Source organism: Jannaschia pagri, assembly GCF_019655435.1.
GTDB classification, from domain to species: Bacteria; Pseudomonadota; Alphaproteobacteria; order Rhodobacterales; family Rhodobacteraceae; genus Jannaschia; species Jannaschia pagri.
On the sequence record NZ_BPFH01000006.1, the window covers coordinates 171840 to 197492 of the forward strand.

31 protein-coding genes are annotated in these 25653 nt (G+C 65.4%); 18 read left to right on the forward strand and 13 right to left on the reverse strand.

Going from position 1 to position 25653, the window contains the following annotated elements; all coding sequences use genetic code 11:
- Window positions 1-58: 58 nt before the first annotated feature.
- Complete coding sequence (locus tag K5R33_RS15800; protein ID WP_220750036.1) at window positions 59-901, reverse strand: alpha-1,2-fucosyltransferase; 843 nt, start codon at window positions 899-901, stop codon at window positions 59-61.
- Between the two features lie 44 nt (window positions 902-945).
- Here K5R33_RS15800 and K5R33_RS15805 point away from each other — a divergent pair, with 44 nt between their 5' ends.
- Both K5R33_RS15805 and K5R33_RS15810 read left to right on the forward strand, forming a co-directional pair.
- A complete protein-coding gene (locus tag K5R33_RS15805; protein WP_220750037.1) occupies window positions 946-1974 on the forward strand; it encodes a glycosyltransferase family 4 protein in 1029 nt (342 codons plus the stop codon).
- Entirely contained in the window at window positions 1971-2708 is a 738-nt protein-coding gene (locus K5R33_RS15810; protein ID WP_220750038.1) for a glycosyltransferase family 25 protein, read from the forward strand. Before K5R33_RS15805 ends, K5R33_RS15810 begins: the two co-directional genes overlap by 4 nt.
- Before the next feature lie 5 nt (window positions 2709-2713).
- Here the strand turns inward: K5R33_RS15810 and K5R33_RS15815 are convergent, their stop codons facing one another.
- Window positions 2714-3397, reverse strand: a complete 684-nt coding sequence (locus tag K5R33_RS15815; RefSeq protein WP_220750039.1) for a sulfotransferase-like domain-containing protein — start codon at window positions 3395-3397, stop codon at window positions 2714-2716.
- Between the two features lie 479 nt (window positions 3398-3876).
- On the opposite strand from K5R33_RS15815, the gene K5R33_RS15820 reads away from it, so the two are divergent.
- On the forward strand, window positions 3877-4020 hold the full coding sequence (locus K5R33_RS15820) for a hypothetical protein (RefSeq protein WP_220750040.1): 144 nt from the start codon (window positions 3877-3879) through the stop codon (window positions 4018-4020).
- A 55-nt stretch (window positions 4021-4075) separates the two neighbouring features.
- Here the strand turns inward: K5R33_RS15820 and K5R33_RS15825 are convergent, their stop codons facing one another.
- Entirely contained in the window at window positions 4076-4363 is a 288-nt protein-coding gene (locus K5R33_RS15825; RefSeq protein WP_220750041.1) for a YggT family protein, read from the reverse strand.
- 109 nt (window positions 4364-4472) lie between these two features.
- On the opposite strand from K5R33_RS15825, the gene K5R33_RS15830 reads away from it, so the two are divergent.
- From K5R33_RS15830 to K5R33_RS15845, 4 genes are all read left to right on the forward strand, one after another.
- Entirely contained in the window at window positions 4473-5042 is a 570-nt protein-coding gene (locus tag K5R33_RS15830; RefSeq protein ID WP_220750042.1) for an acyl-CoA thioesterase, read from the forward strand.
- 73 nt (window positions 5043-5115) lie between these two features.
- Window positions 5116-6507 (forward strand): MFS transporter, encoded by a 1392-nt coding sequence (locus K5R33_RS15835; RefSeq protein ID WP_220750043.1) that lies wholly within the window; start codon window positions 5116-5118, stop codon window positions 6505-6507.
- The gene (mepA, locus tag K5R33_RS15840) at window positions 6480-7340 is read left to right on the forward strand and encodes a penicillin-insensitive murein endopeptidase (protein ID WP_220750044.1); all 861 of its coding nucleotides are present in this window, start codon (window positions 6480-6482) and stop codon (window positions 7338-7340) included. Before K5R33_RS15835 ends, mepA begins: the two co-directional genes overlap by 28 nt.
- A complete protein-coding gene (locus K5R33_RS15845) occupies window positions 7307-8155 on the forward strand; it encodes an esterase-like activity of phytase family protein (RefSeq protein WP_220750045.1) in 849 nt (282 codons plus the stop codon). The genes mepA and K5R33_RS15845 overlap by 34 nt, the downstream gene beginning before the upstream one ends.
- A 33-nt stretch (window positions 8156-8188) precedes the next feature.
- On the opposite strand, the gene K5R33_RS15850 is transcribed toward K5R33_RS15845, so the two are convergent.
- On the reverse strand, window positions 8189-9031 hold the full coding sequence (locus K5R33_RS15850) for an LOG family protein (protein WP_220750046.1): 843 nt from the start codon (window positions 9029-9031) through the stop codon (window positions 8189-8191).
- A 60-nt stretch (window positions 9032-9091) separates the two neighbouring features.
- On the opposite strand from K5R33_RS15850, the gene K5R33_RS15855 reads away from it, so the two are divergent.
- Together K5R33_RS15855 and K5R33_RS15860 are read left to right on the forward strand one after the other, a co-directional pair.
- Complete coding sequence (locus K5R33_RS15855) at window positions 9092-10030, forward strand: threonine/serine dehydratase (RefSeq protein WP_220750047.1); 939 nt, start codon at window positions 9092-9094, stop codon at window positions 10028-10030.
- Between the two features lie 3 nt (window positions 10031-10033).
- Complete coding sequence (locus K5R33_RS15860) at window positions 10034-10543, forward strand: thioredoxin family protein (RefSeq protein WP_220750048.1); 510 nt, start codon at window positions 10034-10036, stop codon at window positions 10541-10543.
- Here the strand turns inward: K5R33_RS15860 and K5R33_RS15865 are convergent.
- Window positions 10540-10995 carry a DMT family transporter gene (locus K5R33_RS15865; RefSeq protein WP_220750049.1) on the reverse strand — a complete coding sequence of 152 codons (456 nt, stop codon included), beginning with the start codon at window positions 10993-10995 and terminating at the stop codon, window positions 10540-10542. The two genes, K5R33_RS15860 and K5R33_RS15865, sit on opposite strands and share 4 nt — an antisense overlap.
- Before the next feature lie 159 nt (window positions 10996-11154).
- On the opposite strand from K5R33_RS15865, the gene dapD reads away from it, so the two are divergent.
- Window positions 11155-11982: a 2,3,4,5-tetrahydropyridine-2,6-dicarboxylate N-succinyltransferase gene (dapD, locus tag K5R33_RS15870; protein WP_220750050.1), complete on the forward strand. Its 828-nt coding sequence runs from the start codon at window positions 11155-11157 to the stop codon at window positions 11980-11982.
- A 42-nt stretch (window positions 11983-12024) separates the two neighbouring features.
- Here the strand turns inward: dapD and K5R33_RS15875 are convergent, their stop codons facing one another.
- The gene (locus tag K5R33_RS15875; protein ID WP_220750051.1) at window positions 12025-12321 is read right to left on the reverse strand and encodes a DUF6525 family protein; all 297 of its coding nucleotides are present in this window, start codon (window positions 12319-12321) and stop codon (window positions 12025-12027) included.
- Between the two features lie 127 nt (window positions 12322-12448).
- Here K5R33_RS15875 and K5R33_RS15880 point away from each other — a divergent pair, with 127 nt between their 5' ends.
- The 3 genes from K5R33_RS15880 to dapE are packed head-to-tail and all read left to right on the forward strand — an operon-like array spanning window position 12449 to window position 14249.
- Window positions 12449-12703 carry a GlsB/YeaQ/YmgE family stress response membrane protein gene (locus K5R33_RS15880; RefSeq protein ID WP_220750052.1) on the forward strand — a complete coding sequence of 85 codons (255 nt, stop codon included), beginning with the start codon at window positions 12449-12451 and terminating at the stop codon, window positions 12701-12703.
- Between the two features lie 41 nt (window positions 12704-12744).
- Window positions 12745-13089, forward strand: coding sequence for a DUF8846 family protein (locus tag K5R33_RS15885; RefSeq protein WP_220750053.1), 345 nt, complete (start codon window positions 12745-12747; stop codon window positions 13087-13089).
- Window positions 13086-14249, forward strand: a complete 1164-nt coding sequence (gene dapE / locus K5R33_RS15890) for a succinyl-diaminopimelate desuccinylase (protein WP_220750054.1) — start codon at window positions 13086-13088, stop codon at window positions 14247-14249. Before K5R33_RS15885 ends, dapE begins: the two co-directional genes overlap by 4 nt.
- Before the next feature lie 45 nt (window positions 14250-14294).
- On the opposite strand, the gene yaaA is transcribed toward dapE, so the two are convergent.
- A complete protein-coding gene (yaaA, locus tag K5R33_RS15895; RefSeq protein ID WP_220750055.1) occupies window positions 14295-15065 on the reverse strand; it encodes a peroxide stress protein YaaA in 771 nt (256 codons plus the stop codon).
- A gap of 150 nt (window positions 15066-15215) precedes the next feature.
- Between yaaA and K5R33_RS15900 the strand changes: the two genes are divergently transcribed.
- Complete coding sequence (locus K5R33_RS15900; RefSeq protein ID WP_220750056.1) at window positions 15216-15533, forward strand: DUF3775 domain-containing protein; 318 nt, start codon at window positions 15216-15218, stop codon at window positions 15531-15533.
- Between the two features lie 118 nt (window positions 15534-15651).
- Here the strand turns inward: K5R33_RS15900 and recQ are convergent, their stop codons facing one another.
- Window positions 15652-17688, reverse strand: coding sequence for a DNA helicase RecQ (recQ, locus tag K5R33_RS15905; RefSeq protein ID WP_220750057.1), 2037 nt, complete (start codon window positions 17686-17688; stop codon window positions 15652-15654).
- Between the two features lie 164 nt (window positions 17689-17852).
- Here recQ and K5R33_RS15910 point away from each other — a divergent pair, with 164 nt between their 5' ends.
- On the forward strand, window positions 17853-18875 hold the full coding sequence (locus K5R33_RS15910; RefSeq protein ID WP_220750058.1) for a TRAP transporter substrate-binding protein: 1023 nt from the start codon (window positions 17853-17855) through the stop codon (window positions 18873-18875).
- Here K5R33_RS15910 and rsmD read toward each other — a convergent pair.
- Both rsmD and K5R33_RS15920 read right to left on the reverse strand, forming a co-directional pair.
- Window positions 18860-19435 carry a 16S rRNA (guanine(966)-N(2))-methyltransferase RsmD gene (gene rsmD / locus K5R33_RS15915; protein ID WP_220750059.1) on the reverse strand — a complete coding sequence of 192 codons (576 nt, stop codon included), beginning with the start codon at window positions 19433-19435 and terminating at the stop codon, window positions 18860-18862. The two genes, K5R33_RS15910 and rsmD, sit on opposite strands and share 16 nt — an antisense overlap.
- Window positions 19432-20640, reverse strand: a complete 1209-nt coding sequence (locus K5R33_RS15920) for an NAD(P)/FAD-dependent oxidoreductase (RefSeq protein ID WP_220750060.1) — start codon at window positions 20638-20640, stop codon at window positions 19432-19434. Before K5R33_RS15920 ends, rsmD begins: the two co-directional genes overlap by 4 nt.
- A 78-nt stretch (window positions 20641-20718) precedes the next feature.
- On the opposite strand from K5R33_RS15920, the gene K5R33_RS15925 reads away from it, so the two are divergent.
- On the forward strand, window positions 20719-21207 hold the full coding sequence (locus K5R33_RS15925) for a peroxiredoxin (RefSeq protein ID WP_220750061.1): 489 nt from the start codon (window positions 20719-20721) through the stop codon (window positions 21205-21207).
- Between the two features lie 426 nt (window positions 21208-21633).
- Here the strand turns inward: K5R33_RS15925 and K5R33_RS15930 are convergent, their stop codons facing one another.
- Window positions 21634-22053: an Lrp/AsnC family transcriptional regulator gene (locus K5R33_RS15930; RefSeq protein ID WP_220750062.1), complete on the reverse strand. Its 420-nt coding sequence runs from the start codon at window positions 22051-22053 to the stop codon at window positions 21634-21636.
- 117 nt (window positions 22054-22170) lie between these two features.
- Between K5R33_RS15930 and rocF the strand changes: the two genes are divergently transcribed.
- Window positions 22171-23082, forward strand: coding sequence for an arginase (gene rocF, locus K5R33_RS15935; RefSeq protein WP_220750063.1), 912 nt, complete (start codon window positions 22171-22173; stop codon window positions 23080-23082).
- Between the two features lie 16 nt (window positions 23083-23098).
- The gene (gene ocd, locus K5R33_RS15940; RefSeq protein WP_220750064.1) at window positions 23099-24172 is read left to right on the forward strand and encodes an ornithine cyclodeaminase; all 1074 of its coding nucleotides are present in this window, start codon (window positions 23099-23101) and stop codon (window positions 24170-24172) included.
- Between the two features lie 39 nt (window positions 24173-24211).
- On the opposite strand, the gene K5R33_RS15945 is transcribed toward ocd, so the two are convergent.
- Entirely contained in the window at window positions 24212-24451 is a 240-nt protein-coding gene (locus K5R33_RS15945) for a 4a-hydroxytetrahydrobiopterin dehydratase (RefSeq protein WP_220750065.1), read from the reverse strand.
- Window positions 24448-25635, reverse strand: coding sequence for a GNAT family N-acetyltransferase (locus K5R33_RS15950; RefSeq protein ID WP_220750066.1), 1188 nt, complete (start codon window positions 25633-25635; stop codon window positions 24448-24450). Before K5R33_RS15950 ends, K5R33_RS15945 begins: the two co-directional genes overlap by 4 nt.
- Window positions 25636-25653 lie beyond the last annotated feature (18 nt).

The following is a 25653-nucleotide window of genomic DNA, read 5'->3' on the forward strand; positions in this document are numbered from 1 at the left end:
CCGGGGAGCGCGAGGGGTTGGCCCCTCGCTGGCGCGACGCCAAAGGCGGCGCAACCTATCAGACCCGATACCAATCCACGGGCAAAATATCAGGATTGTGCTGCCTCGGATCCGCGAACCAGACGTCCGGGGCGACGACGATTTTGTCTCTGGACGGGTTTCGCCAGGCCCCCCACCAACTAAAGGTGGAATTGGCGATGATGTGGTGATCGCAGACCGACATCAGCTCCATGTCCTCGTGACCTGCGTCGGGGCCATTGTGCCCGATCACCGACATGTCGGCGTCTAGGTGCAGGGTCTCGCGCACCCAATCGGGGTCGTCTGAGAACGCGAAGACGTGCGGTCGCGTGCCGAGGAGGTCCGTCAGGGCCGACAAGGCGCGCGCGTAGTAAGCCGCGTCGCAGGTGCCGTGGTTGCCCGCCGACAGATAATCTCCCCGCCGCACATGGAGCGAGACGGCATGGGGTGTTTCGGCGATCCGGTCGCGCCACCGGGTGCTTTCGCCCGAGAGCGGCTCAAGCAGTGTGAGGTCCTGTCGAATGGCGTTCCCATGGTCGGCAAAATACCGCTCCGACTGGAAATAGCCGTGCAAGTAAGTGCCATCGGAGGCCCCTGTCACAGCAGCATTCACCCCCAGGCCCCGCTCGCGCAGCAGTTGGCCGCCGAACGCCCGCCATGCCAGATATCGCAGGGGGTGGGCCTTGCGACCCGGCGGCAAGGTCTCGGGCGGGACATGCCGGATGGCGTAGCGGTGCAGTTGTAGCCCGGCGTGCCCCCCCAAGAGCGTGGTGTCACGGGTGTCCAGCGCCAGATCTACTCCCAGGCGGTCGGCCAGTGCGCGGGCGGTGGCATATTGGAACATCTGGTTGCCCAGACCCCCGAAGAGGCGTGCAGTTATCATGGCTGGTTCTTGCCAAAGGCCGCGCCGGATGGCCATAGCGAGGCATGGCCGAACTGATTGTCACCAACCTGAACCGCAACTTCACCGGGGTCTCGGCCACGGCTGCGGGCGTCGTGCGCCAACAGGCGACGCGCTACGACATGGCCTTGGCGGGACACGCCCTGCCGGGTGCGCCGGATCCGGTGACACTGGCCCGCGCCCGTGCCCTCAGCCGTGCGCCGGGTGACCGCCCCTTCGCCATCTGGCATGTGCGGCGCAACCCCGAGATGCGCCACGGCATCTGGGCGCGTGATGTTCTGCACCTGCCCATCCGGCTCGTTTTTACCTCGGCGGCGCAGCGGCGCCATTCGGCCTATCCGCGCTGGCTAATATCGCGGATGGATGCGGTGATCGCCACGACCGAGGCGGCGGCCACCTACGTGCCCCATGTGCGCGCGGTTGTCCCCCATGGTGTCGATACCGACCGTTGGGTCCCTGCGGCTGACCGCGCCACCGCATGGGCTGAAACGGGGTACGGCGGCACCGCTGGTGTGGCCTGCATCGGACGCATTCGGCCCGAGAAGGGCACCGACCGATTTGTGGAGACGATGTTGCAGGTGCTGCCGCACCGTCCCGGCCTGACGGCTTTGGTTATCGGGCGCGCGGGGCGACAGCATCAGGCCTTTGCCGAAGACCTGCGCGCGCGCGTCGCAGCGGCTGGCCTGTCCGAGCGCCTGCTCTTTCCCGGTGAGATCCCGGCAGATCGTCTGCCCACCGTGATGCGCGGCCTCTCGGCGCTGGTGGCCCTGCCACGGTACGAGGGGTACGGCATGACCCCCTTGGAGGCCATGGCTTCGGGCGTGCCCTTCGTGGCGACGGATACGGGCCATTTCCGGGCGTTTGACGGCGGGTCGGTGGTGCCCAATGACGAAGGCGCCGCATCTGCGGCCAGCGACGCCCTGGGGGCCCTCTTGGACGACGTGCCGCGTTGGGCCAAAGGTGTCCGACGACGGGCCGTCACCGCCTATGGCATCGCACGCGAGGTCGAGGGCATCGGCGCCGTCTACGATGAACTGTGGGAGGGCAGGCAATGACGACGCGGATCGACGGGGCGTTGATCATTCACCTGCCGCGCGCCACGGCCCGGGCCGCCCAGGTTCGGCAGCTTCAGCAGCAACTCCCGGTGCCGACAACGGTTTTGGAGGCCGTCGATGGTCGCACGGCAGGGCCCGAAATCCTTGCGGCCTATGACCCGGCGGGCGGCGCCCTGCGTCCCGCGTATCCCTTTGGGTTGCAGCCGTCTGAAATCGCTTGCTTCCTGAGCCATCGCGCCGCTTGGAGCCATATCCTGGAGGCTAGATGGGAGGCCGCTGTGATCTTGGAGGACGACGCCGGTCTGGAGCCTGAGATCTTCGCGCAGGCGCTCGCCCTGGCGCAGGCGCATCCCGGGGATGGTCTGATCCAGCTTCAGACGCGCGCCCAGCCCGAGGCCGACGTCATTGCCCGGGAGGGGGCGGTGACCCTCACGGAGCCTGCCCTATCGCCACTGCGGACAACGGCGGCGGTGGTCACACGGCAGGCCGCCACAGGCTTGTTGGCGGCAACCGAAACCTTTGATCGGCCGATTGATGTGATGCTCCAGATGCACTGGGTGACAGGCGTTCGGGCAAGGGTTATCTGGCCATCGGGCGTGCAAGAGGTCTCGGACGCGGTTGGCGGCACCACCATTCAAAAGAAGAACCGTGGGATGTGGGATCGGGTAAACCGAGAAATCCGCCGTCCGCTGTTTCGCGCGGCCATGGCGCGGCGGGCGCGCGCGGGACGCTAAGGTTCTCAGATCGCACGCGCTTTCAAGGCGCGGTAGAAGGGCAGCGCAGCAGCCAAAAGGTCGTCGCGCGTCACCTGCGGCAGGGGACCTTCAGGGCCTGCAAACCCGGTGGAGCGGTGGACGGCCCCGTACCAATGGCGCGCCCAAACCCCATCGGCGGCGTGCCCGCCTGCGGGCCAGCGCAGCATGGCGTCGGTCCACGGCAGGCCGCATTCGGCGCAGATCTTGCGCAACATTTTCTCCGGATTGTTCCGTAGGTCCGAGGTATCCACCACAATCCCGCCGAACCGATCATAGAGCGTGGCTTGGGCGGCGAAGGCGATGTCGTCTTCGGTGATCTCGTCCCGTTTCGCGCCATAGCTTGCAATGACCCGCGCCGGGTGACGGATCAGGTGAAGATGGACGGCGCCCTCGGCCCACCCTAAGGGCATCCCAGCCGACATATGGTGGGCCATATGCTTTTGATAGACGTGGGCTTTTGGTCGCGCTTGGCAAAGCTGGGCCACGTCGGCGGGGTCGGTCGGTTGGCCCGCTAGGATCTCATCTCGCATGGGGTGGGGCAGGCCCGTCGCCGCCAGATACGCGGCGTAGAATGGCTCATCCATCACATCGAAATCGGGGCGCGCGGCGAAGGCATACATCATCGCGGTCGACAGGTTTCGGGGGCCAGACCAGGCAAGCAGACGCATGGGGGATCCAAGGGTGACGGACGGGTGATCTAGGTCCGAAGTCGCAGGGGCATCGGTCAAGGGATTTCGTAGCCCCAACGCTGCGGCAGGCCGGTCCGCAATGGGGGGCGATAGGGAGCCGTTTGGCGGTGGACGTGGCGTGTGGGTGCGCGACGGGCTTCGGCCTCTGCGGCCGTGACGTGCCAGGGCGGCGATGTTGCAGTGTGGGAGGGTTTATCTGGAAATCATCAGGGCCACCGTCCGTCGGGGCTGCATCCGTGACGGAACGGTAGAAGGGCACCGGATATTGGTCCTGCGCCAGTCACACCCCCTCGTGGGTCCGCGACGGCGCTTTGTCATCTGAAGGCCAAGCGGTGCGGTCTAGGATGGTTTTCGGCCATGGCATGGACGCCATAGGCGAAGGATCGCCGTCACGTTCGTGTGACTTGCCAGGAGGCTTCATTTCACACAAACTAAACCGAATAGTTTAGGAGGGTCCCATGGCACCGGTGATATCCCAAAACGTTCGGCTCGCAGTATTGATCGCGGCCATCTTGTTCGGCTTGGTTCTGCAAAAACAGGTCCAGGGCACCCATCATGCGACCTGCGACGAGGATTGCGTGCAGTATTCCATGCTGGGGTAAGACGAACGGTCCCATCGGAAAACGAGGCGGCAATCCTGCCCCTGTCACCGGCGCCTTAGAAAAAGGCCGCCGCATTGTTGATCATGATCGTGCGGATCACGAAAATCGCGAAGATGACCACGAGCGGCGCCAGATCGAGCCCCCCCATCTGCGGCAAGGCACGCCGCACGGGGCCGTAGATCGGCTCTAGCAACCGTTCGAGACCCTGCCAGATTTGGGAGACGAGCGGCTGGTGCAGGTTCAGCACGCCGAAATTGATCAGCCACGACATGATGATGTGCACCAGGATGATCGTCTGTGCGATGGACAGGACGAACATGATGATCTGGAAAAGGGACGTCATAATTTACCTTCGGCTGTGTCTGTCCCTGACTTAGGCATCGCGGACGGCCCAGGCAAGCTGACGTACCGTTTCCCTTGACCCCGTGCGGGGCAGGGCACAGATCGGCTGAATGTATCCTTTCTTCAGATTTGCCTGGCAATTGTGGTCCGTCCGTAGCCTCGCCCCGATGGCCATCACCGATGAACACGTCAGCCATCACCTCTGTATGCCCTGGGATTTGGACGGATTTCTGGAACTCAATAACGGGCGCACCCTGACGCTCTATGATCTGGGCCGGTTCGGGGCCGGGGCGCGCGTGGGGCTATCCTCTGTTTTGCGGCAGCGCCGGTGGGGCCTGGCCGTGGCCGGGTGTTCCGTCCGCTATCGTAAGCGAGTGACGGCCCTGCAACGGATCGAGATGCGGACCCGCTGCATCAGTTGGGACGCGCGCTTCATCTACATTGTGCAATCCATGTGGGTCGGCGGCACCTGTACCTCGGAGGCCCTGATGCGGACCGCTGTAACCTCGCGCGCAGGCACCGTGCCGCCGTCCGAGGTGATGGACGCCTTGGGTTGGGAAGGTCCCGCGCCAGAGCCTCCGGCCTGGGTCGCCGCCTGGATCGAGGCCGAGGGCACCCGGCCATGGCCCCCGCAAGGACCGGCAGCGGTGCCCGAGGGCCACGTTCCACCGACCGTCTGACACCGTCTGTCACCATGCCGTTGCGCCCCTGTGGTCTGCGCCCCATGGTGTGCGCCGGACCCAGGGGGATGCGATGAGAGACCTGACGCAAAAGCGCCGCGTGCGCGGGTGGATGATGTTCGACGTCGCGTCCCAGCCGTTTTACACGCTTTGCCTGACGTTCCTATTCGGTCCCTACCTAACCTCGACCCTGACCGAGGTGTGGCAGGCCGGTGGTGTGCCCGAGCAGCAGTCGGATGCCGATGCCCAGGCGCTGTGGTCGCGGTTGCAGATGATGATCGGTCTGGCGATCGCGGTGACGGCCCCGTTTCTGGGCGCCTTGGCGGATCGGACGGGGCGCCGACGGGGCTGGATCCTGTTGTTTTCCGCCTTCTATGTCGCGGGAACGGCTGGCCTTTGGCTTATGATGCCCGATGGCAGCGGTCTGACCGTGGCGTTGATCGCCTTTGCCATGGCGATGATTGGGGCCGAGTACACGACCATTTACACCAACGCGATGTTGCCGGACTTGGTGCCCGCGTCCCAAACGGGGCGCGTGTCGGGCCGAGGCTATGCCATCGGATACGCTGGCGGTGTGCTGGCCTTGTTCATCATGTTGCTGGGCTTTGCTGACAATGCAGAGGGGCGCACTTTCTTGGAGGGTGTGCCTCTCTTTGGGTTGGATGGCGCCGCGCGGGAGGGGACGCGCTTTGTCGGCCCCTTTTCAGCCCTCTGGTTCATCGTCTTCATGGTGCCCTTCTTCCTCTGGGTGAAAGATCCCGCAGGGGCGGTTGGCGGCGCGTCCCTGCGCCAGGCTTGGCTGGATGTGCGGACCCTCGTGCGGAAGGTCCCGGCCCAGCGCAGCCTGTCGGCTTGGCTTCTGAGTTCCATGTTCTTTCGGGATGCTTTGGTCGCGCTCTACGCCTTTGGCGGAACCTATGCGGCCCTGGTCCTCGACTGGGAGACGACGTCCATCGGCATCTTTGGTATTCTGAGTGCGATCACCGCAGGGGTGGCCAGCTACATTGGGGCCAACATCGACGCGCGGCACGGGCCGAAGCCAGCCATCACCGCTATGATCCTGACGCTGACGGGGGTCGTTGCGCTTCTGTGTCTGATGTCGCGCGAGGCGTTTCTGTTCATCCCCCTGTCCGAGGGCAGCCTGGTCCCAGACGTCGTCTTTTACATCATCGGGTGCGTGATCGGCGGGGCTGGGGGCGTTTTGCAGGCGGCCAGCCGCACGATGATGGTGCGCCATGCGGATCCGGCACGCCCGACCGAGGCCTTCGGACTCTATGCGCTCTCGGGCAAAGCGACGGCTTTTCTCGCGCCAGCCCTGATCTGGATCGCGACGGATCTGACCGGGTCGGCACGGTTGGGTATTCTGCCGGTGGCGGGTCTGTTCATGTTGGGATTGCTGCTGTTAGTCTGGGTGAAACCGAATGGGGAGCACACCGCATGGTCCGAACCGTCCTCGCCTGTCTGATTGCTGCTGCCCTTTGGTCGGCGCCAGCCCAGGCGCAAACCGCCAAGGAATTGTTTGGCCGGGTGGATCGGCCCAGTGCCGCCCAGCCGGAACCCTACGGCCGCCATGCGCGGGGCTGTGCGGCGGGGCTGGTGGAACTGGCCGAGACGGGACCCAGTTGGCAGGCCATGCGGCTGAGCCGGAACCGCAACTGGGGTCACCCGGAGATGGTCGATCTGGTGCAAGACCTGGCCCGGCACATGGATCGCATCGGCTGGGGTGGGATCTATGTGGGCGACCTGAGTGCGCCGCGTGGCGGCCCCATCTCCGGCCATGCGAGCCACCAGATTGGGTTGGATGCGGATATCTGGCTCTATCCCGCCACGGATATGACCCTGTCCCGGCGGCAGCGCGAAAACCTGTCGGCGATTTCCATGCGGCGGCAGAACGGCGCCTTTGTCAACGACAACTGGACCCGGGGCCAGCACGAGCTGATCAAGAAAGCCGCCCAGGACCCGCGGACGACGCGGATCTTCATCTTCCCCGGCGCCAAGGTTGAGATGTGCAAGACCGAGACTGGCGATCGGTCCTGGTTGCGCAAGGTACGGCCCTGGTACGGGCATCACTATCATTTCCACATTCGCATCGCTTGCCCACGCGGTGCCCGTAACTGTGAGGATCAGGCCGCGCCGCCGCCGGGCGATGGCTGCGCCGAGGCGCAGGATTGGGTGAACAACATCCTCAACCCGCCGCCGCCGGATCCCAACGCGCCGCCGCCGCGCCCCCGTGTTGAACCGACCTTGGCCGATATGCCCGCCCAATGCGCCGCTGTCTTGTCTGCGCCCTCGCGCTGACGCTGGCGGCCCCGGCCTGGGCCGCAGACCACCTTGGAAGCTACACTTGGACGCCCGATTGGCCCGAGGCGGGGGGCTTTTCGGCCCTCTGGCTTGGGCCTGACGGAGAGCAGTTCGCCACTCTGTCTGACAGGGGATACTGGGTGCAGGGGCGTCTGGTTCGGGACGCAACTGGGGCTGTCACATCGGTGAGGCAGGTGACCCACGGGCCTTTGTTGCGATCCACCGGTGGCCGGTTGCGAGGCAAAGAATTCGATGCCGAGGGTCTGGCGCGCACGGAGGCCGGGTGGTTCGTGGCCTTTGAAGGCGTCCACCGCGTGATGCGCCATGACACGCTCGACAGCCCACCGGAGCGGATCCCCTTGCCCCCGGCCTTCGACGGGCTCCAGGCGAATTCGGGGCTGGAGGCGCTGGCGGCCTCCGCAGATGGTACGCTCTATGCCATCCCGGAGCGGTCGGGCGCGGTCGAGCGGCCCTTTCCGGTCTATTGCTATGACACGGGACAGTGGCGGCAGCCCTTTGGCCTGCGCCGCGACGGGCCATTCCTCGTCTCGGGCGCCGATATCTTTGATGGACGCCTCTATATTCTGGAGCGGCATTTCGCTTTGGTTGGGTTTCGCAGCCGGGTCCGCAGTTTCGACATGACTGGCGGGGACGAACGGTTGGAGATGGAAAGCGGGTTGCGGGACCATGACAACCTGGAAGGGATCGCCGTTTGGCAAGACGCCGATGGCCGGCGCCGTATGACGCTCGTGTCCGACAACAACCAACAGGTGCTGCAACGGACGGAGTTCGTGGACTACGTGCTGGACTAGGCCCGCGCCACCGGGCGCGCGGGCTGGTCGCGCCTAGAGCGAGGCGCGACGGGTGCGGGGCAGGTGCCAGCCATCCATGGCGGCCAAGGCGTCCTCGGCGGTTTCCACAAAGCGGAACAGGTCCAGGTCATCTTGCCCGATGGTGCCCGCGTCCAACAGCGCGTCCCAGTTGACGATGCTGCGCCAGAAGGTTTCGCCGAACAGCAGGACGGGCACACGTTCCATCCGCCCGGTTTGGATCAGGGTGAGGGTCTCGAACAACTCATCCAGGGTGCCGAAGCCGCCCGGAAAGACGCAGACGGCGGCGGCCCGCACCAGGAAGTGCATCTTGCGCACAGCGAAATAGTGGAAGTTGAACGCAAGCTCGGGCGTGACGTAAGGATTGGGCGCCTGTTCGTGGGGCAGCACGATGTTGAGCCCGATGGAACGGCCCCCCGCCTCGGCGGCGCCCCGGTTCCCGGCCTCCATCACGCCGGGTCCGCCGCCGGTCACCACCACGTTTTCCCGCCCGCCCGAGGTGGCCAAGGACCGTTCGGTCACCAGATGGGCGAAGCGCCGGGCCTCTTCGTATTGGCTGGACAGGTCGCGCAGGGTCTCGGTCCGGGCCTGATCGCGATCTTCCGGGCGCGGCACGCGGGCGCCGCCGAATAGAACGACCGTGCTGTCGATCTGGGCCTCATCCATCAGCAGGGTCGGCTTGAGCAGTTCAAGCTGAAGGCGGACGGGCCGCAGGTCGTCGCGACACAGGAAATCCTCGTCGGCAAAGGCCAGGCGGTAGGCAGGAGACCGGGTTTGCGGCGTGGAGGGCAGACCCTCGGCGGTTTCCACGTCCTCTCGCGAATGGCGCAGGGGATGGCGACGGTCGATCTCGGTCATGGGTGGTCCTTGTCAGCGGCTCGGAGGTCCGGTGTAACAGGCAAAACGGAGGCGCGCGATATGGATTGGTTGGCACTCGATGGCACCGCCCGGCGGCAGGCGATCAGCGCGGCGCAGGCGCGGGTCGCAGGGCACGCGCGGGTCACGCCGGTGGCGCAGCTGCGGCTGGGCGGGTTCGATGTGGACGTGAAGCTGGAGCAGATGCAGCACACGGGCAGCTTCAAGGCCCGGGGGGCGTTCAACAACCTTCTGACGCGGGAGGTGCCGTCGGCGGGTGTGGTCGCGGCCTCTGGCGGGAACCATGGGGCGGCGGTGGCCCATGCGGCGGCGTCGCTGGGGTATCCGGCCCATATCTTCGTGCCGGAGGTGGCGGGTCCAGCCAAGATCGCCGTGATCGAGCGGGCGGGCGCCACCTGTCACGTGGTCCCGGGGCTCTATGCGGACGCCCAGGAGGCGGCGCTGGATCACGAGGCGCGCACCGGGGCGATGCAGGTGCATCCCTATGACATCCCCGAAACGGTGGCGGGGCAGGGAACCTGCTTTGCCGAGTGGGAAGATCAGGGATTGGACGCGGACACTGTCGTGATTGCCGTTGGGGGCGGAGGCCTGATCTCTGGGGCCTATTCCTGGTTTGCGGATCGGCGCCGCGTTGTGGCGGTGGAGCCGGAGACGTCCCGCGCGCTGAACGCTGCGCTGGCGGCGGGGGCGCCGGTGGATGTGCCCGTGTCGGGGGTGGCGGCCAACGCGCTGGGGGCCAAGCGGATCGGGTCGATTTGCTTTGGGCTGGCCCAGGGCCAAACCAGTGTGACGGTTACGGACGACGCCATCGTCGCGGCGCAGCAGATGCTTTGGCAAGAGGCGCGTCTGTTGGTGGAGCCGTCGGGTGCCGCTGCCTTGGCGGCGCTGACCTCGGGGGTCTATGTTCCCTCAGAGGGGGAGCGCGTCGCGGTCCTCATCTGTGGCGCCAATCCTGCGCCCGACCCATTTGCAGAAAGCTAAACCATGGCCCTGACGGAAACGCCGAAGATCGACTTTGGCCAGCCTTGTCCCGATTTTACCCTGCCCGATGCCACGGGCACGCGGTTCGCGCGGGACGATCTGGCGGGGCCAGGGGGCCTCGTCGTGGCGTTTATCTGCAACCATTGTCCTTATGTGATCCGCCAGATTGACGGGTTGGCCGCCGATTTGGCCGCTTTGGCCGGGGCGGGTGTCGGGGCCTGCTGCATTATGCCCAACGATTGGACCGCCTACCCGGCGGATGCGCCAGACCGGATGGGCGCCTTTGCGGCGGCCCACGGGCTGACGGTGCCCTATCTGGTGGATGAGACCCAGGCAGTGGCGCGGGCCATGGGCGCGGTCTGTACGCCCGATCTGTTTGGCTATGGCCCGGATCTGACGCTCCGCTATCGCGGGCGGCCGGCGGAGTTGCGGGCCGCGATGGAGGCCGTGACCCGGGGGGCGGACGTGCCGGATCAGGTGCCGGGCATGGGTTGTTCCATCAAGTGGCGCTAGAGCCGGGACAGAACCAGCCCACCCGCCACGAGCGCCAAGGCCAACAGGCGGGTTGGCGTGATCGGATGGACCGGCAGGTTGAAGGCGCCCAGCGCATCGAGGACCAGGGCCGCCGAGAGTTGCCCGAGCAAAAGCGCCGCGAAGGCCGTCAGGATCCCAATCGACGGCACCGACCACAGCATCGCCCAGACCACCGCCGCGCCGAGTAGCCCGCCCGCCAGCATCCAGAGCGGCTGGGATGGGGCGGCCAGCAAGGCGCCGCCCTGACCAAGGGCCAAAGACAGGACCAGCAGCGCGGCAAAGCCAACGCCAAAGGAAACGGCTGCTGCGGCCACGCCACCACCGATGGCACGGCCCAGGGCGGCGTTCAGCGGCGCTTGGATGCCAAAGCCCACGCCGACGGCAAAGACCACGATCACCGGGATCAGGATGGCGGGGGAGAGGGTGGGCATGGCGCGGCTCCGGGATTGGTCGGGTCACCCAGCGGTGACTGGGACGGGCCCGCGCGTCAACCGCCCAAAGGGGCGTCGGGGTCTCGGGGCATTGCCCCCCGGTGCGGCCGTGGGGTAGAGCGGGCCGATCCTGATTTCTCACGCCCGGAGCACCGCCCCATGTCGAACGCACAGCTCGAAACCGCCATCGAAGCCGCCTGGGAGTCGCGCGACACGGTCACGCCCCAGACCACCGGCGAGGCGCGGGACGCGATTGAGGCGACCCTTGAGGCGCTCGACAACGGCAGCCTACGGGTGGCGGAGCGGCTGGCGAGCGGTGACTGGCATGTGAACCAATGGGCCAAAAAAGCGGTGCTGCTGGGCTTTCGCATCAAGGACATGGAGCCCCACGAAGGCGGGCCACAGGGCTCCACCTGGTGGGACAAGGTGGACAGCAAGTTCCACGGCTGGAACTCTGCCAAGTGGGAGGCCGCCGGCTTCCGCGCCGTCCCCAACTGCGTCGTGCGCAAATCGGCCTATGTGGCGCCGGGCGTGGTTCTGATGCCGTCCTTCGTGAACCTGGGCGCCTATGTGGATTCGGGCACCATGGTGGACACCTGGGCCACGGTCGGGTCCTGCGCCCAGATCGGCAAGAACGTCCACCTGTCCGGCGGTGTGGGCATCGGCGGCGTACTGGAGCCTATGCAGGCGGGCCCCACGATCATCGAGGACAACTGCTTCATCGGGGCCCGCTCCGAGGTCGTCGAGGGCTGCATCGTGCGCGAGGGGTCGGTCCTGGGAATGGGCGTGTTCATCGGCAAATCCACCAAGATCGTGGACCGCGAAACCGGTGAGGTCATGTACGGTGAGGTCCCGCCCTATTCGGTCGTCGTCGCGGGGTCGATGCCGTCCAAGAACGGCATTAACCTCTATTGTGCGGTGATCGTGAAGCGGGTGGATGAGCAGACACGCTCGAAAACCGGCATTAACGAGCTGCTGCGCGACTAAGCATTTGGGGTGCCGCCCATTGTGGCACCTGGTGCGCCGGGGCTAACCGCCTGATTGGTCGCGGTTGGCCACACGCGCGATGGCGGCCTGCTGCTGTTGGACCAAAGCGTCCTGCCGGAGGCGCTGGGCCTCAATCTCGTCCATGATCCGGAGCGCCTGGGCCTCCCGGCCCATGGCCTTCCACCTGGCTTTGCGCCAGGCGCGTTTCGCGGTTTCGGGCGACCAGGGAAGCTTGGCCTCTGCCAACCAGCGGCGCAAAACGGGCGGCAGCCGGTCATAAGCGGCCATATTGTCCCGCTGGGCCCGGCTAAGTGTCAGGTTTGTGCGCTGGTTGCTCATCCCACCCCCTGTCGTCGGAATATTGTCGCTGGGGTGGGCCTGTCAAACGGGCAAAGCCGCACATATCTGGGAACCTAGGCGCGGTGCGGGCCGTTCCTTATACGCACACCATCACGGGAGAGCGACAATGCAAGGTTTGGGATGGATCGCTGCCATCTTCGTGGGCGGCTTGGCCGGATGGATCGGCAGCATGATCATGAAGGCCAAGACCGGCCTGCTCATGAACATCGTCTTGGGTATTCTTGGTGCGGTGATTGCGAATTTCCTGCTGAGCCTTGTGGGCATTTACGCCGCTGGCGCCTGGGTGTCGCAGCTTGTGGTCGGCATCGCTGGGGCCTGCATTCTGATCGCAGGGGTGCGCATGGTGCGGGGCCGCGCCTGACCCGCTTGACAACCCACTGGGCGGAACCCACACCCGGACACATGGCCCAGACCCCGAAGAAACCGAAGCGACCCCATGCGGTCTTTACCCTGCTGGTGGAGGTGGGGCGGCGCGCGAACGATGGCCTACCCGAGGGGGCCTCTGGCGCGGCGCTGATGTGCTATGCCTCTGGCGTGGACGAGGAAGAGGCCGTGCGCGAAACCGTCGCCGTTCTCAAGCAGGCCGATTTGAACGTGCTGGAGGTGACCGGCTACGGCACCTTGGACGAACGGCTGGACCAGGGTCACGACATCGAAGCCGATGAGCGCGCCTTGATGGATCGGGCCTTGGCGGAAAACTCCGTCATTGTCGCGCAAACCACTGTGTTCCGCGAGGACGAGGCATGAGCGTCGACCCGGTGGCCCTGACAGCGGACCTGGTGCGGTGCCCCTCGGTCACCCCGACGGAAGGCGGCGCGCTGGTGTTGCTGGAGGCGCTGCTCTCCGAGGCCGGGTTTACCTGTACCCGCGTGGATCGAGGCGGGGTTGCGAACCTTTACGCGCGCTGGGGCGCCAAAGGCCATGGGCGAACCTTCGGGTTCAATGGGCATACGGATGTCGTGCCCGTGGGGGACTTGGCGGCCTGGACCCATGATCCCTTCGGCGCGGTGATCGAGGACGGATGGCTCTATGGTCGTGGGGCCACGGATATGAAGTCTGGTGTGGCGGCCTTTGCCGCGGCGGCGGTGGATTACGTCACTGCGACCCCGCCGGACGGGGCGGTCGTCTTGGCCATTACCGGCGACGAAGAGGGCGACGCCCTGCATGGCACGACGGCCCTGCTCGATTGGATGGACGCCGAGGGCGAGCGGTTGGATGCTTGTTTGGTCGGCGAACCGACCAGCCCCGACCACATGGGCCAAATGATGAAGATCGGGCGGCGCGGCTCCATGACCGTCTGGATCACGCTGCGGGGGCGTCAGGGCCATGCGGCCTATCCCGATCGCGCGTTGAATCCATTGCCTGCCATGGCCCATTTGATGGCACGTTTGTCGGACCATGTGCTGGACACTGGCACGGAGCATTTCGATGCCTCGACCTTGGCGGTGGTGACGATGGATACGGGCAATGCCGCAACCAATGTCATCCCTGCCGAGACACGGGCCACGGTGAACATCCGGTTCAATGATGCCCATACGTCGGACAGTTTGCGCGAATTGGTGCAGGCCGAGATCGACCGGATCACCCGGGACCATGGCGTGACGGCTGAGATGGAGGTCAAGGTCTCGGGCGAGAGTTTCATCACACCCCCTGGACCCCTGTCAGAGTTGGTCTCCGCCGCAGTCCAGACCGAGACCAACCGGGTGCCAGAGATGTCGACGACGGGCGGGACCTCAGACGCGCGTTTCGTCAAAAGCCACTGTCCGGTTGTGGAGTTCGGCCTCGTCGGACATCGGATGCACGCGGTCGATGAACGTGTGCGGGTGGAACAGATCCACCAGCTGAAAGCGATCTACGGTCGGATTTTGAGGGACTACTTTGCGGGAGAGCCAAAGACTTTTCGCTGAAAAGTCTTTGAAAAAGTCTTCAGAGAAGACTTTTGGCCCCCACCGTCAGGCCGCGGTGCGGGCCTCGGCGGGGCGCAGGAAAACAGGCGCATCTTCGGTCGAGCGATCTGGCTGATAGACGTAGCCGCCCGTCTCGAACCCCTGCAGATCCGAGGGATGCTGGACACGGTTCTCCAGCGCGAAGCGCGCCATCGCCCCCCGCGCCTGTTTGGCGAAGAAGCTTACGATCTTTGGGCCGCCCGGCTTATCCTCCAGAAAGGTGGGGGTCACGACGGGCAGGGACAGAGCCTTACGATCCACCGCGCCGAAATACTCCTGACTGGCGCAATTGAGCAGCCAACCGGCGCCGGTGGCCTCGGCATCCGCCGTCAGCGTTTTGGCAATGCGGTCGCCCCAAAAGGCATAGAGATCGCGACCCCGGCGGGTCGACAGCTTGCTGCCCATTTCCAAACGATATGGCTTCAACGCATCGAGCGGACGCAAGAGGCCGTAGAGGCCAGACAGAATGCGCAAATGCTCCTGACCATAGCGCAGGGCGTCGTCAGACAAGGTGGCGGCGTCGAGCCCGGTGTAGGTGTCGCCATTGAACGCAAAGATCGCCGGCTTTTCGGGCGCCATGTCCCAGTCACGGAAGCGGTCGCGGTTCAGCCGTGCCAGCTTCTCTGAGATGTCCATCAAGGCCTGGAGGTCTTTGATCCCCTTGCGGCGGGCCGTCCGCACCAAGCTGGCCGTCTCTTCGGGGAAGCGCGGGGCGGTTGTGTCCACCTCGATGGGATCGAAATCGAGGGATTTGGCGGGAGAGATGACGGTCAGCATGGCGGTCCTCCGGTCAGGTCCTCCTCATTTAGGGGAACGGGCGGGAGGCTCAACAAAAGTCTGCTCACTGGGCGTCCGGTTGACACATGTCATGGTCCCTTGGCCGTCGGCCGTCGCAGAGTGTCGTCACGCCACAGCAGGGAGACGGACATGGCCGAAATAGCCCCCACGAAGATCGCCCAGGTCATCCTGTATGGGCAAGAGTTGGACCGTGCCGAGCCGGAGTTGCGCGGGTTTCTGGAAACCCTGGGCGAAGAGGAACGGTACGCGCTTGTGGCCATCATGTGGATCGGGCGAGAGAGTTTCGCGCCGGAGGAGTTTGCCGAGGCCCTGGCGACCGCGCGACGCGAGGGGCAGACGCCCACCGCCGATTACCTCATCGGGACGCCCCATTTTGCGGACCACTTGGAGGCGGGGATGGAGGCTTTGGGGATGGACCCCATGCGCGCGGAGGAGGATTTGCGCTAGTTCGGCGCTGACGTGACCAAAAGGCCCCCAAGGGGCGTGTGTTGGCGGCGTCGTTCCACCGCTGTGGCGTCTGTCTTTGGTGGAGCGGTCGAGCCTGCCACTTGTCCCGTGTTCGAGGCTACCTGTCCGCCCGCAGCACCTCCAGGAAGGCGTCACCGAAGCGTTCGGCGTGCCGTGCGCCCAGGATGCGTTCCAGGATATCGGCGTCTGGTGGGGATTTGGCGACCTTGGCCAATTGCGACGAGGAGCAAGACATCGGCTTGTCGAGACCCGTGGCGCCCCGGGCCAGATCGTTTTGCACCGACAGTAGGCGGTCATAGATCGCCCCTTCGGTCCGGCCCGCCAGTTTGCGGCGGGCGGGGTGCTGGGCCTCGGGCATCTCGCCGGTGATGACCGACAGAAAGGTCGCGCCGTAGCGGTCCAGCTTGGTCGCCCCGACGCCGGTGATCCCCGCCATATCGTCCAGCGAACCGGGTCGCCTCTCGGCCATTTCGATCAGGGTGCGGTCGGTAAAGACCACATGGGCGGGCACGCCCTGGGCCTCGGCCAGCGCCCGGCGCTTCGCCTTTAGCGCCGACAGCAGGGGGGCATCTTCTTCGCTGACCAACTGCTTGACCGCTGGGCGCCGCTCGGCCCGTTTGATGGTGTCGCGCCGCAGGGTGACGCTGGCCTCGCCGCGCAGCACCGGGCGCGCGGCCTCCATGAAGCGCAGGGCGCCGTGACGTTCGGGGTCGGGGCGGACAAGATCCAGGCCCATCATCTGTCGAAAGATCGCCTGCCACTGGGGTTTCGGAATGTCGCGCCCACAGCCGAAGGTGGGCAGCGCATCGTGGCCGAAACGCCTCGTCTTGTCCGTCTCCGCGCCCAGCAACACATCGATCAGATGCCCGGTGCCGAAGCGTTCCTCGGTCCGCAGCATGGCCGACAGGGCTTTGCGGACTTCGGTCGTGGCGTCGAACAACTCAGGCGGCTTGGCGCAGAGGTCGCAATTGCCGCAGGGCGCGGCATCCTCACCGAAAAAGGCCAGCAGGGTCACCCGGCGGCAGACCTGCGCTTCGGCCAGGCCCAGAAGGGCGTTCAGGCGACCGTGGTCGGCGGCTTTCATCTCGGGCGGGGCGAGGCCCTCGTCGATCTGCTGGCGACGAAAGCGAATGTCGTCGGAGCCGAACAGGGTCAGAGTGTCCGCCGGGGCCCCATCGCGGCCCGCGCGGCCGATTTCTTGGTAATAGCCCTCCACGGACTTCGGCAGGTCCGCATGGGCGACCCAGCGAATGTCGGGCTTGTCGATGCCCATGCCAAAGGCAACCGTGGCCACGACGATCAACCCGTCTTCCTGTTGAAACCGGGTTTCCACGAGGCGACGGTCGTCGGGGTCCATGCCCGCGTGATAGTGGCAGGCGCTATGCCCCGCCTCGGTCAGGGCCCGCGCCAGCCCTTCGGTTTTGGAACGGGTGCCGCAATAGACGATGCCTGACTGGCCCTTGCGCGCGGCGGCAAAGGACAGGATCTGGGCGCGGGGGCTGTTCTTGGGCTCAAAGGCCAGGGCTAGGTTCGGGCGGTCGAAGCCATGCAGGAAGACCTCGGGCGGGGCGGCGAACAGGCGGCGGACCATTTCGTCGCGGGTTTGTTCATCGGCGGTGGCGGTGAAGGCGGCCAGGGGCACGCCGAGCGACTGCCGCAATTCACCGATGCGCAGGTAATCGGGGCGGAAATCATGGCCCCATTGGCTGACGCAATGGGCCTCGTCCACGGCGATCAGAGTGCAATTGGCCCGTTTGAGCATCCGTTCCGTCGCCGTTGAGGCCAGCCGTTCCGGCGCAATGTAGAGCAGTTTGAGGTCGCCCGCGTCGATGGCTTGCCAGACGGCTTCGGTCTCCTCCTCGGTGTTGCCAGAGGTCAGGGCGCCCGCAGCCACCCCGGCCTCTTGCAAGGCGCGGACCTGGTCGCGCATCAAGGCGATCAGCGGCGAGATCACCACCGTCAGCCCGTCGCGACAGAGGGCAGGCAATTGGAAACACAGGGATTTTCCGCCGCCCGTCGGCATTATTGCGAGCACGTCGCGGCCCGCCGTGACGGCCTCGACGATCTCTGCTTGGCCGGGCCGGAAGGCGTCAAAACCAAAAACCTGGGACAGCAGGGCATGGGGGTCTGACATCAAAGGCTCCACGGGTTTCCTATGGGGTGATTCCCACACCCGATGGGGGCAAACAAGCCCCGGCTCATGTTCTAGATGAGAATAATTCGCAACTTTCCCCCTTGGCCTATACCTAGATTTACGTATAGGCAGGCGCTCCACTACAACAAATGGGGGACACTCCCATGAACGTCCTGAACGCCACCCTCGTCGCTCTGGCCTTGGCCACCCCTGCCGCCGCGCAGGAGGTCACCTTGCGCTTCCAGCATTTCGTGAACCCAAATTCGGCCAATCCGAAGAACTTCATGGCCCCCTGGGCCGAAGCCATCGAGACTCAGTCCAATGGCCGCATCAAGGTTGAGCTTTATCCCTTCATGCAACTCGGCGGCTCGCCCGTGAACATGTACGACCTGATTGCCGATGGCGCGGTCGACGGCGGCTGGGTGATCCCCGGCTACCAGCCCGGTCGCTTCCCCGAGGCGGAGGCGCTTGAGTTGCCCTTCATGACGCCGAAATCGGCGGAGGCTGCGTCCCAAGCTGCTTGGGATTTCACGGAAAAGCACCTGCTTGATGACTTCGCGGACGTGCATATCGTGGCGGCGCACCTGCATGGGCCGGGCATCATCCACAAGAAGGGTGACGCACCGGAAACGCTGGACGATTTCGCCGGTCTGGACCTGCGCGGACCCTCCCGGCCCGCGACTCTGCTGCTGGAAGCCATGGGGGCGAACCCCGTCGGTATGCCCGTGCCCGCCTTCCCCGAGGCCCTGGCCAAAGGTGTGTTGGATGGCGGTGTGATCCCTTGGGAACAGGCGCCCTCGCTGAAGCTGGATGAGCTGACCGACAGCCACACAGATGTGGCAGGCGACCGCGCGCTCTATAACCTCTACTTCCTGTGGGCCATGAACAAGGACGTCTACGAGGGGTTGCCCGACGATCTGAAGGCTGTGATCGACGCGAACTCCGGCGCCATGGCCTCGGCCTGGGCGGGACGCGCCCATGACATCGGCGACGCCGACGGTCGTGCTGTGATCGAAGCGCGTGGCAACCAGATCGCGGAACTGTCCGCTGAGGTCACGGGCGAGATCGAGGCCCTGGGTGCCGATGTCACCGAGGCTTGGATCGCCGAGATGGACGGTAAGGGCTTGGATGGTGCGGGCCTCGTGGCCGATGCGCGCGCCGCCGTGGCGACCTACACGGCGGAGTGACCCATGGGGCGGGGCTCGCCCGCCGCCCTGGCAAAAGTGACCAGCGTCTCGCCATAACGGCGCTGGTCCAGCAACGACAGGCCGTCCAACTTGGGCGGCCTGTTGTCTTCCCAGACGATCAGCGCACCGGGCGCGATCCATCCCATTTGCGTGAGCGCGGCCAGGGCCGCCTCTCCCAGGTCCTTGCCGTAGGGTGGGTCCAGGAAGACCAGATCATGGGGCGTGCCCGGGCCAGGACGACGGGCGTCCCGTGTGACGACCTGCGCCGGAGCACCCAACGTGCGGATGTTGTCCCGCAGGATTGCGAGCGAAGTCCGCCCCTGTTCGATGAAGGTCGCGCGGTCCGCGCCTCGGCTCAGGGCCTCTAGACCTAAGGCACCCGTACCCGCGAAGACATCGAGCACCGTGCGGCCCTCCAAGTCTTCGCCGAGGCTGTTGAGCAGCAAGTTGAAGATCGACTCCCGCACGCGGTCAGTCGTGGGGCGCAGGTGCGCGGCGCTGTCGCCTTTCCCGACCGACGCGAGGCGTCGGCCCCGCCAGCGGCCGCCTATGATCCTCACATCAGGGCCTTGATGGGGGTTGCCGCATCTGCCACCGCAGCCGGATCGGGCGAGCGCCCGGCCTCGATCAGCCGTTTGCCGACCATGTAAGCGCGGGGGGCGTTCAGCGCGTCGACGGACAGCAGTTGGTCCCCGGCGTAGTACCAGTGGGATAGGCCCTCGCCCGTGTCGCTCCCGTCGCGGACCACGACCGTTTCGAACCCAGCATTTAGGCCCGCGATTTGCAGCTTCACATCGTATTGGTCGGACCAGAACCACGGCTTTGCGGTGTAGGCCACGTTCGCGCCAAGAATGTTGCGGGCCACCGCCTGGGCCTGGTCGATCGCATGGGGCACGGATTCGAGCCGCAACCGGACGTCGCCCTGCGGGAAGGAACAGCAGTCCCCAGCGGCCCAGATCCCCGGCACATCGGTCTGGCCATGGGTATCGACGGCGATGCCGTTGTCCAAACTTGCCCCCGCTGCCTCGGCCAGGGCAGTGTTCGGGGTCACGCCGATCCCAACGACGACCGCATCCACGGCGATCTCGGTGCCATCCGCCAGCTGCGCTCCGGTCACACGGTCTGTGCCCAGCAGGCGCTCCAACGCGGCTCCTTCGATGATCTCGACCCCCTCGGCCCGGTGCTTTGCGGCGATCCAGGCGGCGGTCTCGGCGCTGGCGACGCGGGCGAGGATGCGGGGGGCGGCCTCCAGCAGGGTGACGCGCATGCCGCGTTTGCGCGCGACCGCCGCGGCCTCCAACCCGATGTAGCCGCCGCCGACCACCAACAAATGCGCGCCCGGGGCGAAGGCGGGCTCCATCTGGTCGATGTCGGCCAAGGCGCGGACGGAGAACACGCCGTCCAGATCACCGCCGATGGCCCCAGGCAAGCGTCTGGCCGTAGACCCGGTGGTCAGGACCAGGGCGTCCCAGGCCTCGGACCCGCCCGCATGGGTCAGGGTGCGCGCCGCGCCGTCGATCCCCGTGATCTCAACGCCCAGACGCAGGTCGATCTTTTGATCGTCGTAGAAGGAGGGCGGCCGCAGGAACAGACGCTCCCGCTCCATCTCGCCCAGCAGGTAGGCCTTGGACAGGGGCGGGCGCTGATAGGGCACTTCGGCCTCGGCCCCCCACAATGTGATGCGGCCTTCGAAGCCTTCCTTGCGGAGCGTTTCCACGGTTGAGGCCCCCGCCTGTCCGGCCCCCACGACGGCAATATGATCCATGGTCCATCCCTGACTGGTTGCCCTTGGGGCGCAGGGCTATATGGCAGGGGGGAAAACTTCAAACGCGAGGACCGCGAAATGGCAATTACGACGGGTGATACACTGCCGGATGCCCAACTTCTGCGCATCGGAGCCGAGGGGCCAGAGGCGGTGTCCCTGGCTGAGACGATCAAGGGCAAGACCGTGGTGATCTTTGCCGTACCGGGCGCCTTTACCGGGGTATGCACGACGGCCCATGTGCCCAGCTTCATCCGCACCAAGGATGGGTTTGCCGAAAAGGGCGTGGATACGATCATTGGGGTTTCGGTGAACGACCCCTTCGTCATGCAGGCCTGGGCGGATGCCACGGGCGCGTCCGAGGCGGGCCTCCATCTGCTGGGCGATGCCGACGGTGCGTTTACCAAGGCCATGGGGATGGATTTCACCGCGCCGCCAGCCGGTCTGATCGGACGCTCCAAGCGCTATGCGGCTATCGTTGAAGACGGTGTTGTGAAGACGCTGCATGTGGAAGAGAGCCCGGGCGTGTGCGAGGCCTCTGGCGGCGAGGCTCTGCTGGCGACGCTGTAAGGCGTCGCCTCGGACAGGCGTCGATATGGGTTTGGGAACGGACCGCACATCGACGCTGTGTTCTGAGACTCAAATAGCACCACCGCGGTCATGTGCGGTGGTGTTTTTACGACACACATGGGCCGACTTGGGGCGCGTGGCAGTGCGCCTCCGACTGGCAGAACCTGCCGTCGTGTTTAGGGGCGCTTTGCGCCTCCCTCCAACACGTGGCTTACGGGTCATGCGTGCAGCTGGATGGCCCCCATGGCGTACATCTCACCTCATGAACCGATTGCGTGGTCAAATCGCCAGCGGTTCACCGCTGCGGTCAGCTCTGTCTCGCAAACGGCTGAATGGATCGGGGCAGCAAACGGTTTGGCCCATACTGTTGGAACCATGGCCAATTGGATGCGTCCCTGTGCCAGGCGCCCCTGAGGGCCGAGCCCCCTAGCGTCGCGTCGAGAGGAACAGATTGGTTTCCGACCGGCTGATCCCGTCGATTTGGCGGATACGGTTCAGCGTCTCGTCTAGGGCCTCCAGCGTTTCGGCCCCCAACTCCGCCACGAGGTCCCAGCGGCCATGGGTGGAGTGGACGGCCTCCACTTCCGGCATGGCGGTCAGGCTGTGACTGATCCGGCGGGTTCCTGTGCCGTCGATCTGAATCAGAATTATGCCACGGACGGGGCGACCGGCCACATCGCTTCGTAGGATCGCGCGGTAGCCCTGGATTTCGCCGGTCTCTTGCAGCCGTTCCATGCGGGTGCGAACCGTTGCCCGCGTCACGCCCAGTGTTGCTGCCAAGGTCGAGATCGGCGCCCGCCCGTCCTGACGAAGCTCCGCCAGAAGACGCTTATCCAGATCGTCCATACTGTCGCTTTTGCTATGCGGAATGGTGAAAACACATGCCCATATTGGTCAATTTGGATCATGCGATTGATCAGGGCAAGCTGCATCATAGGTCGCATGACCCATCGCGGAGGTTCCATGGGACGCCCAATCCAGCTTATTGATGTGCCCGTTCAGTCGGGCGCGCGGCGTCGCGGCTGTGTCATGGGGCCAGACGCCCTTCGAACGGCTGGGATGGCGGAGGTTCTGACCGATCTGGGCTATGGGGTCTCGACCGCGTCGATCAATCCGCCTGCCACCTCGCCCGACGGCGCAGACACGTCCGGCGATCTGCACGCCCCCGAAGCCTGCGCCGCCTGGATCGCGGCCATTCAGGCCTATGACGTGCCCGCCGGGGCATTGCCGATCTTTCTGGGCGGTGATCATCTTTTGGCGGCAGGGGTTGTCCCGGCCATGGCTTCACGGAGCGACCGGCCACAGTTTGTGCTCTGGCTCGACGCCCATAGCGACATCCACACGCCGGCGACGACGACCAGCGGGAACCTGCATGGCACGCCTGTCGCCTATTTCACTGGCGCCCCTGAGTTCGAAGGCGTGTTTCCACCGCCCCGCGCAACGGTCGACCCAGGGAAGATCCTGATGCTCGGTCTGCGCTCCGTCGATCCCGATGAGAAGGCGGCGCTCGTCCGCGCGGGTGTCGTGACCGCCGATATGCGCACCATCGACGAACACGGCATCGCGCCGCCCCTCCGGCGGTTCTTGGATGAAGTGCGCGTCGCCAACGGGGATCTGCACGTCAGCCTCGACGTGGACTTCCTGGACCCATCCATTGCGCCCGCCGTGGGCACAACCGTGCCAGGCGGCGCGACCTTCCGGGAGGCGCATCTGGTGATGGAAATGCTGCACGACTCTGGCCTGGTCACCTCGCTGGACATCGCGGAGCTGAACCCATTCCTGGACGAGCGCGGACGCACCACCTCGTTGATCGTGGATTTGATCGCGTCCCTGTTCGGAAAGGCGGTTCTGGACCGCCCAACGCGACGTGGTTGATCGGAGGGAGAGTGCCATGAACCCGTCGCCACCCACGCCCTCTTCCTTGGCCATGGTCCCCTTCGTATCGGTTGAGCACATGATGCGGCTCATCAACGAGATGGGCATTGCCGAAACCATTGCAGCCATCGCTGACCGGATCGAAGCCGACTTCCTGCGGTGGGAGCGGTTCGACAAGGTGGCGCGCGTCCCGTCCCATTCCGAGACAGGGGTCATCGAGTTGATGCCCACATCGGATGGCGAATTCTACGGGTTCAAATATGTGAACGGCCATCCGGCAAACATGGCGCGGGGCTATCAGACCGTCACCGCCTTCGGCGTTCTGGCGCGGGTGGACACCGGCTACCCCGTGATGGTGAGCGAGATGACCATCCTGACGGCTTTGCGCACGGCGGCCATGTCCGTGGTGGCGGCGCGCCATCTGGCGCCGAAGGACGGGCGGGTCATGGCGATCATCGGGAACGGGGCACAATGCGAGTTCCAGGCGCTCGGCTTTCATCACTGCCTTGGGATTGAGGAGGTCCGGCTGTGGGATCTGGAACCCGCTGCCACGGCTAAGGCGGCACGGAACCTGCGCGAAACCGGTTTGACGGTGGTGGCCTGCACCAGTGCCGAAGCGGCCATCGAGGGGGCGCAAATCATCACGACCTGTACGGCAGACAAGCGGCAGGCCACCATCCTGACCGACAATATGGTCGGGGCGGGCGTTCACCTGAACGCCATCGGAGGGGATTGTCCGGGCAAAACAGAATTCCACCGCGACATCCTGCTGAGGTCCGATATCTTTGTGGAATACGCGCCGCAAACCCGGATCGAGGGAGAGATCCAACAACTGCCCGCCTACCATCCCGTGACAGACCTCTGGCGCGTGATCGCCGGCCAGCGGCCCGGGCGCACCTCGGCCCATCAAACGACGTTGTTCGACAGCGTCGGGTTCGCCACCGAGGACTTCAGCGCCCTGTGCCACATCTACGATGAGATGCGGCGGACCGGTTACCATACCGAGTTGGATCTGCTCGCTGATCCAGACGATCCGCGCGACCTGTTCGGGATGGTGCGCCGCGGGGGCGGGGGCCAGAGTTTTCGTTGAAAACTCTGGTAAAAGTCTTCGGGGAAGACTTTTTTGCGCTCACATCAGGCCGTTGATCGCCGTGGCCAAGGCTGTGTCCTTGTCGGTTAAGCCGCCTGCGTCGTGGGTTGTCAGGCGGATGTCCACGCGGTTGTAGACGTTGGACCATTCCGGGTGGTGGTCTGCCGTCTCGGCCAGCATCGCAACCCGTGTCATAAACCCCCAGGCCTCAGAGAAGTCCTGAAAGGTAAACTGCCGCGTCAGCGCCCCGTCATCTTCGGTCCAACCGTCTGGTGTCATTGCTGTTCCTCCACAGTGGTGCGTTTGAATGGGCCGTAGGATGTCAAGACTTCGATGTCCTGCTCCACCGCGTTGGCCTCGGCCTCCAGGTATTGGGAAATGGCCTTGCGAAAGCCTTCGTTGGGGATGTGATGCAGGCTGTGACAGGTGACGGGCATATAGCCGCGCGCCAGTTTGTGTTCGCCCTGGGCGCCCGCTTCGACGCGGGACAGACCCCGCGCGATGGCGTGGTCGATGGCCTGATAATAGCACAGTTCGAAGTGCATCGCGGGGTGGTGCTCCGTACACCCCCAGTACCGACCATACAGCACATCGCGCCCGATGAAGTTCAGCGCCCCGGCGACGGGAACGCCCTCGCGCTCTGCCAGAACAAGAAGGACATCGTCGCGCATTCGGTCCTGCACAAGATCGAAGAAGGGCCGCGTCAAATAGGGGCTGCCCCATTTGCGGGCACCGGTATCTTGGTAGAACCGCCAAAAGGCGTCCCAATGGTGCGGCTGCAAATCGTCGCCGGTATAGGCCCGGATCTGGCCGCCGAACCCCTGGGCCTGGGCGCGTTCTTTCCGGATGTTCTTGCGCTTGCGCGAACTGAGCGCCGCCAGGAAATCGTCAAAGCTGTCGTAGCCATCGTTGAACCAGTGGAATTGCTGGCTGGAGCGCGCCAAGAGGCCCAGCGCCGCGCCGGCCTGGCGCTCCGCTTCGGTGCAGAAGGTGACATGCAGCGAGGACAGGCCGTTCTGGTCAGTAATCTGCGCGGCGGCTTGGATCAGGGCCTGGAGCCCCACCTCCTCGTGGCCCGGTTTCAGCAGGAAGCGGCGGCCGGTCGCAGGCGTAAAGGGCACCGCCAGTTGCAGCTTGGGGTAGTAATCGCCCCCCGCCCGTTCCCAGGCGTGGGCCCAATTGTGGTCGAAGATATACTCCCCTTGGCTGTGGCCCTTGGCGTAAAGCGGGGCGCATGCGATGACCTCTCCGCCTGCGCGCGCGACCAAGTGCTGCGGCTGCCAGCCACTGCGGCCACTGACCGAGTGGCTGTCTTCGAGGGCGCGCAAAAAGCGGTAGGTGGTAAAGGGATCGTTCGGCGGGCCGCCGTCGGCGGTCTCGGGGCAGGCGCAGCCATCCCACTCGGCTGGATCGATTTGATCCAAGCCGGTTAGGACGGTGATCTCGATGGCGGTCTCTGTCATGGGCCAGACGTGGGGCCG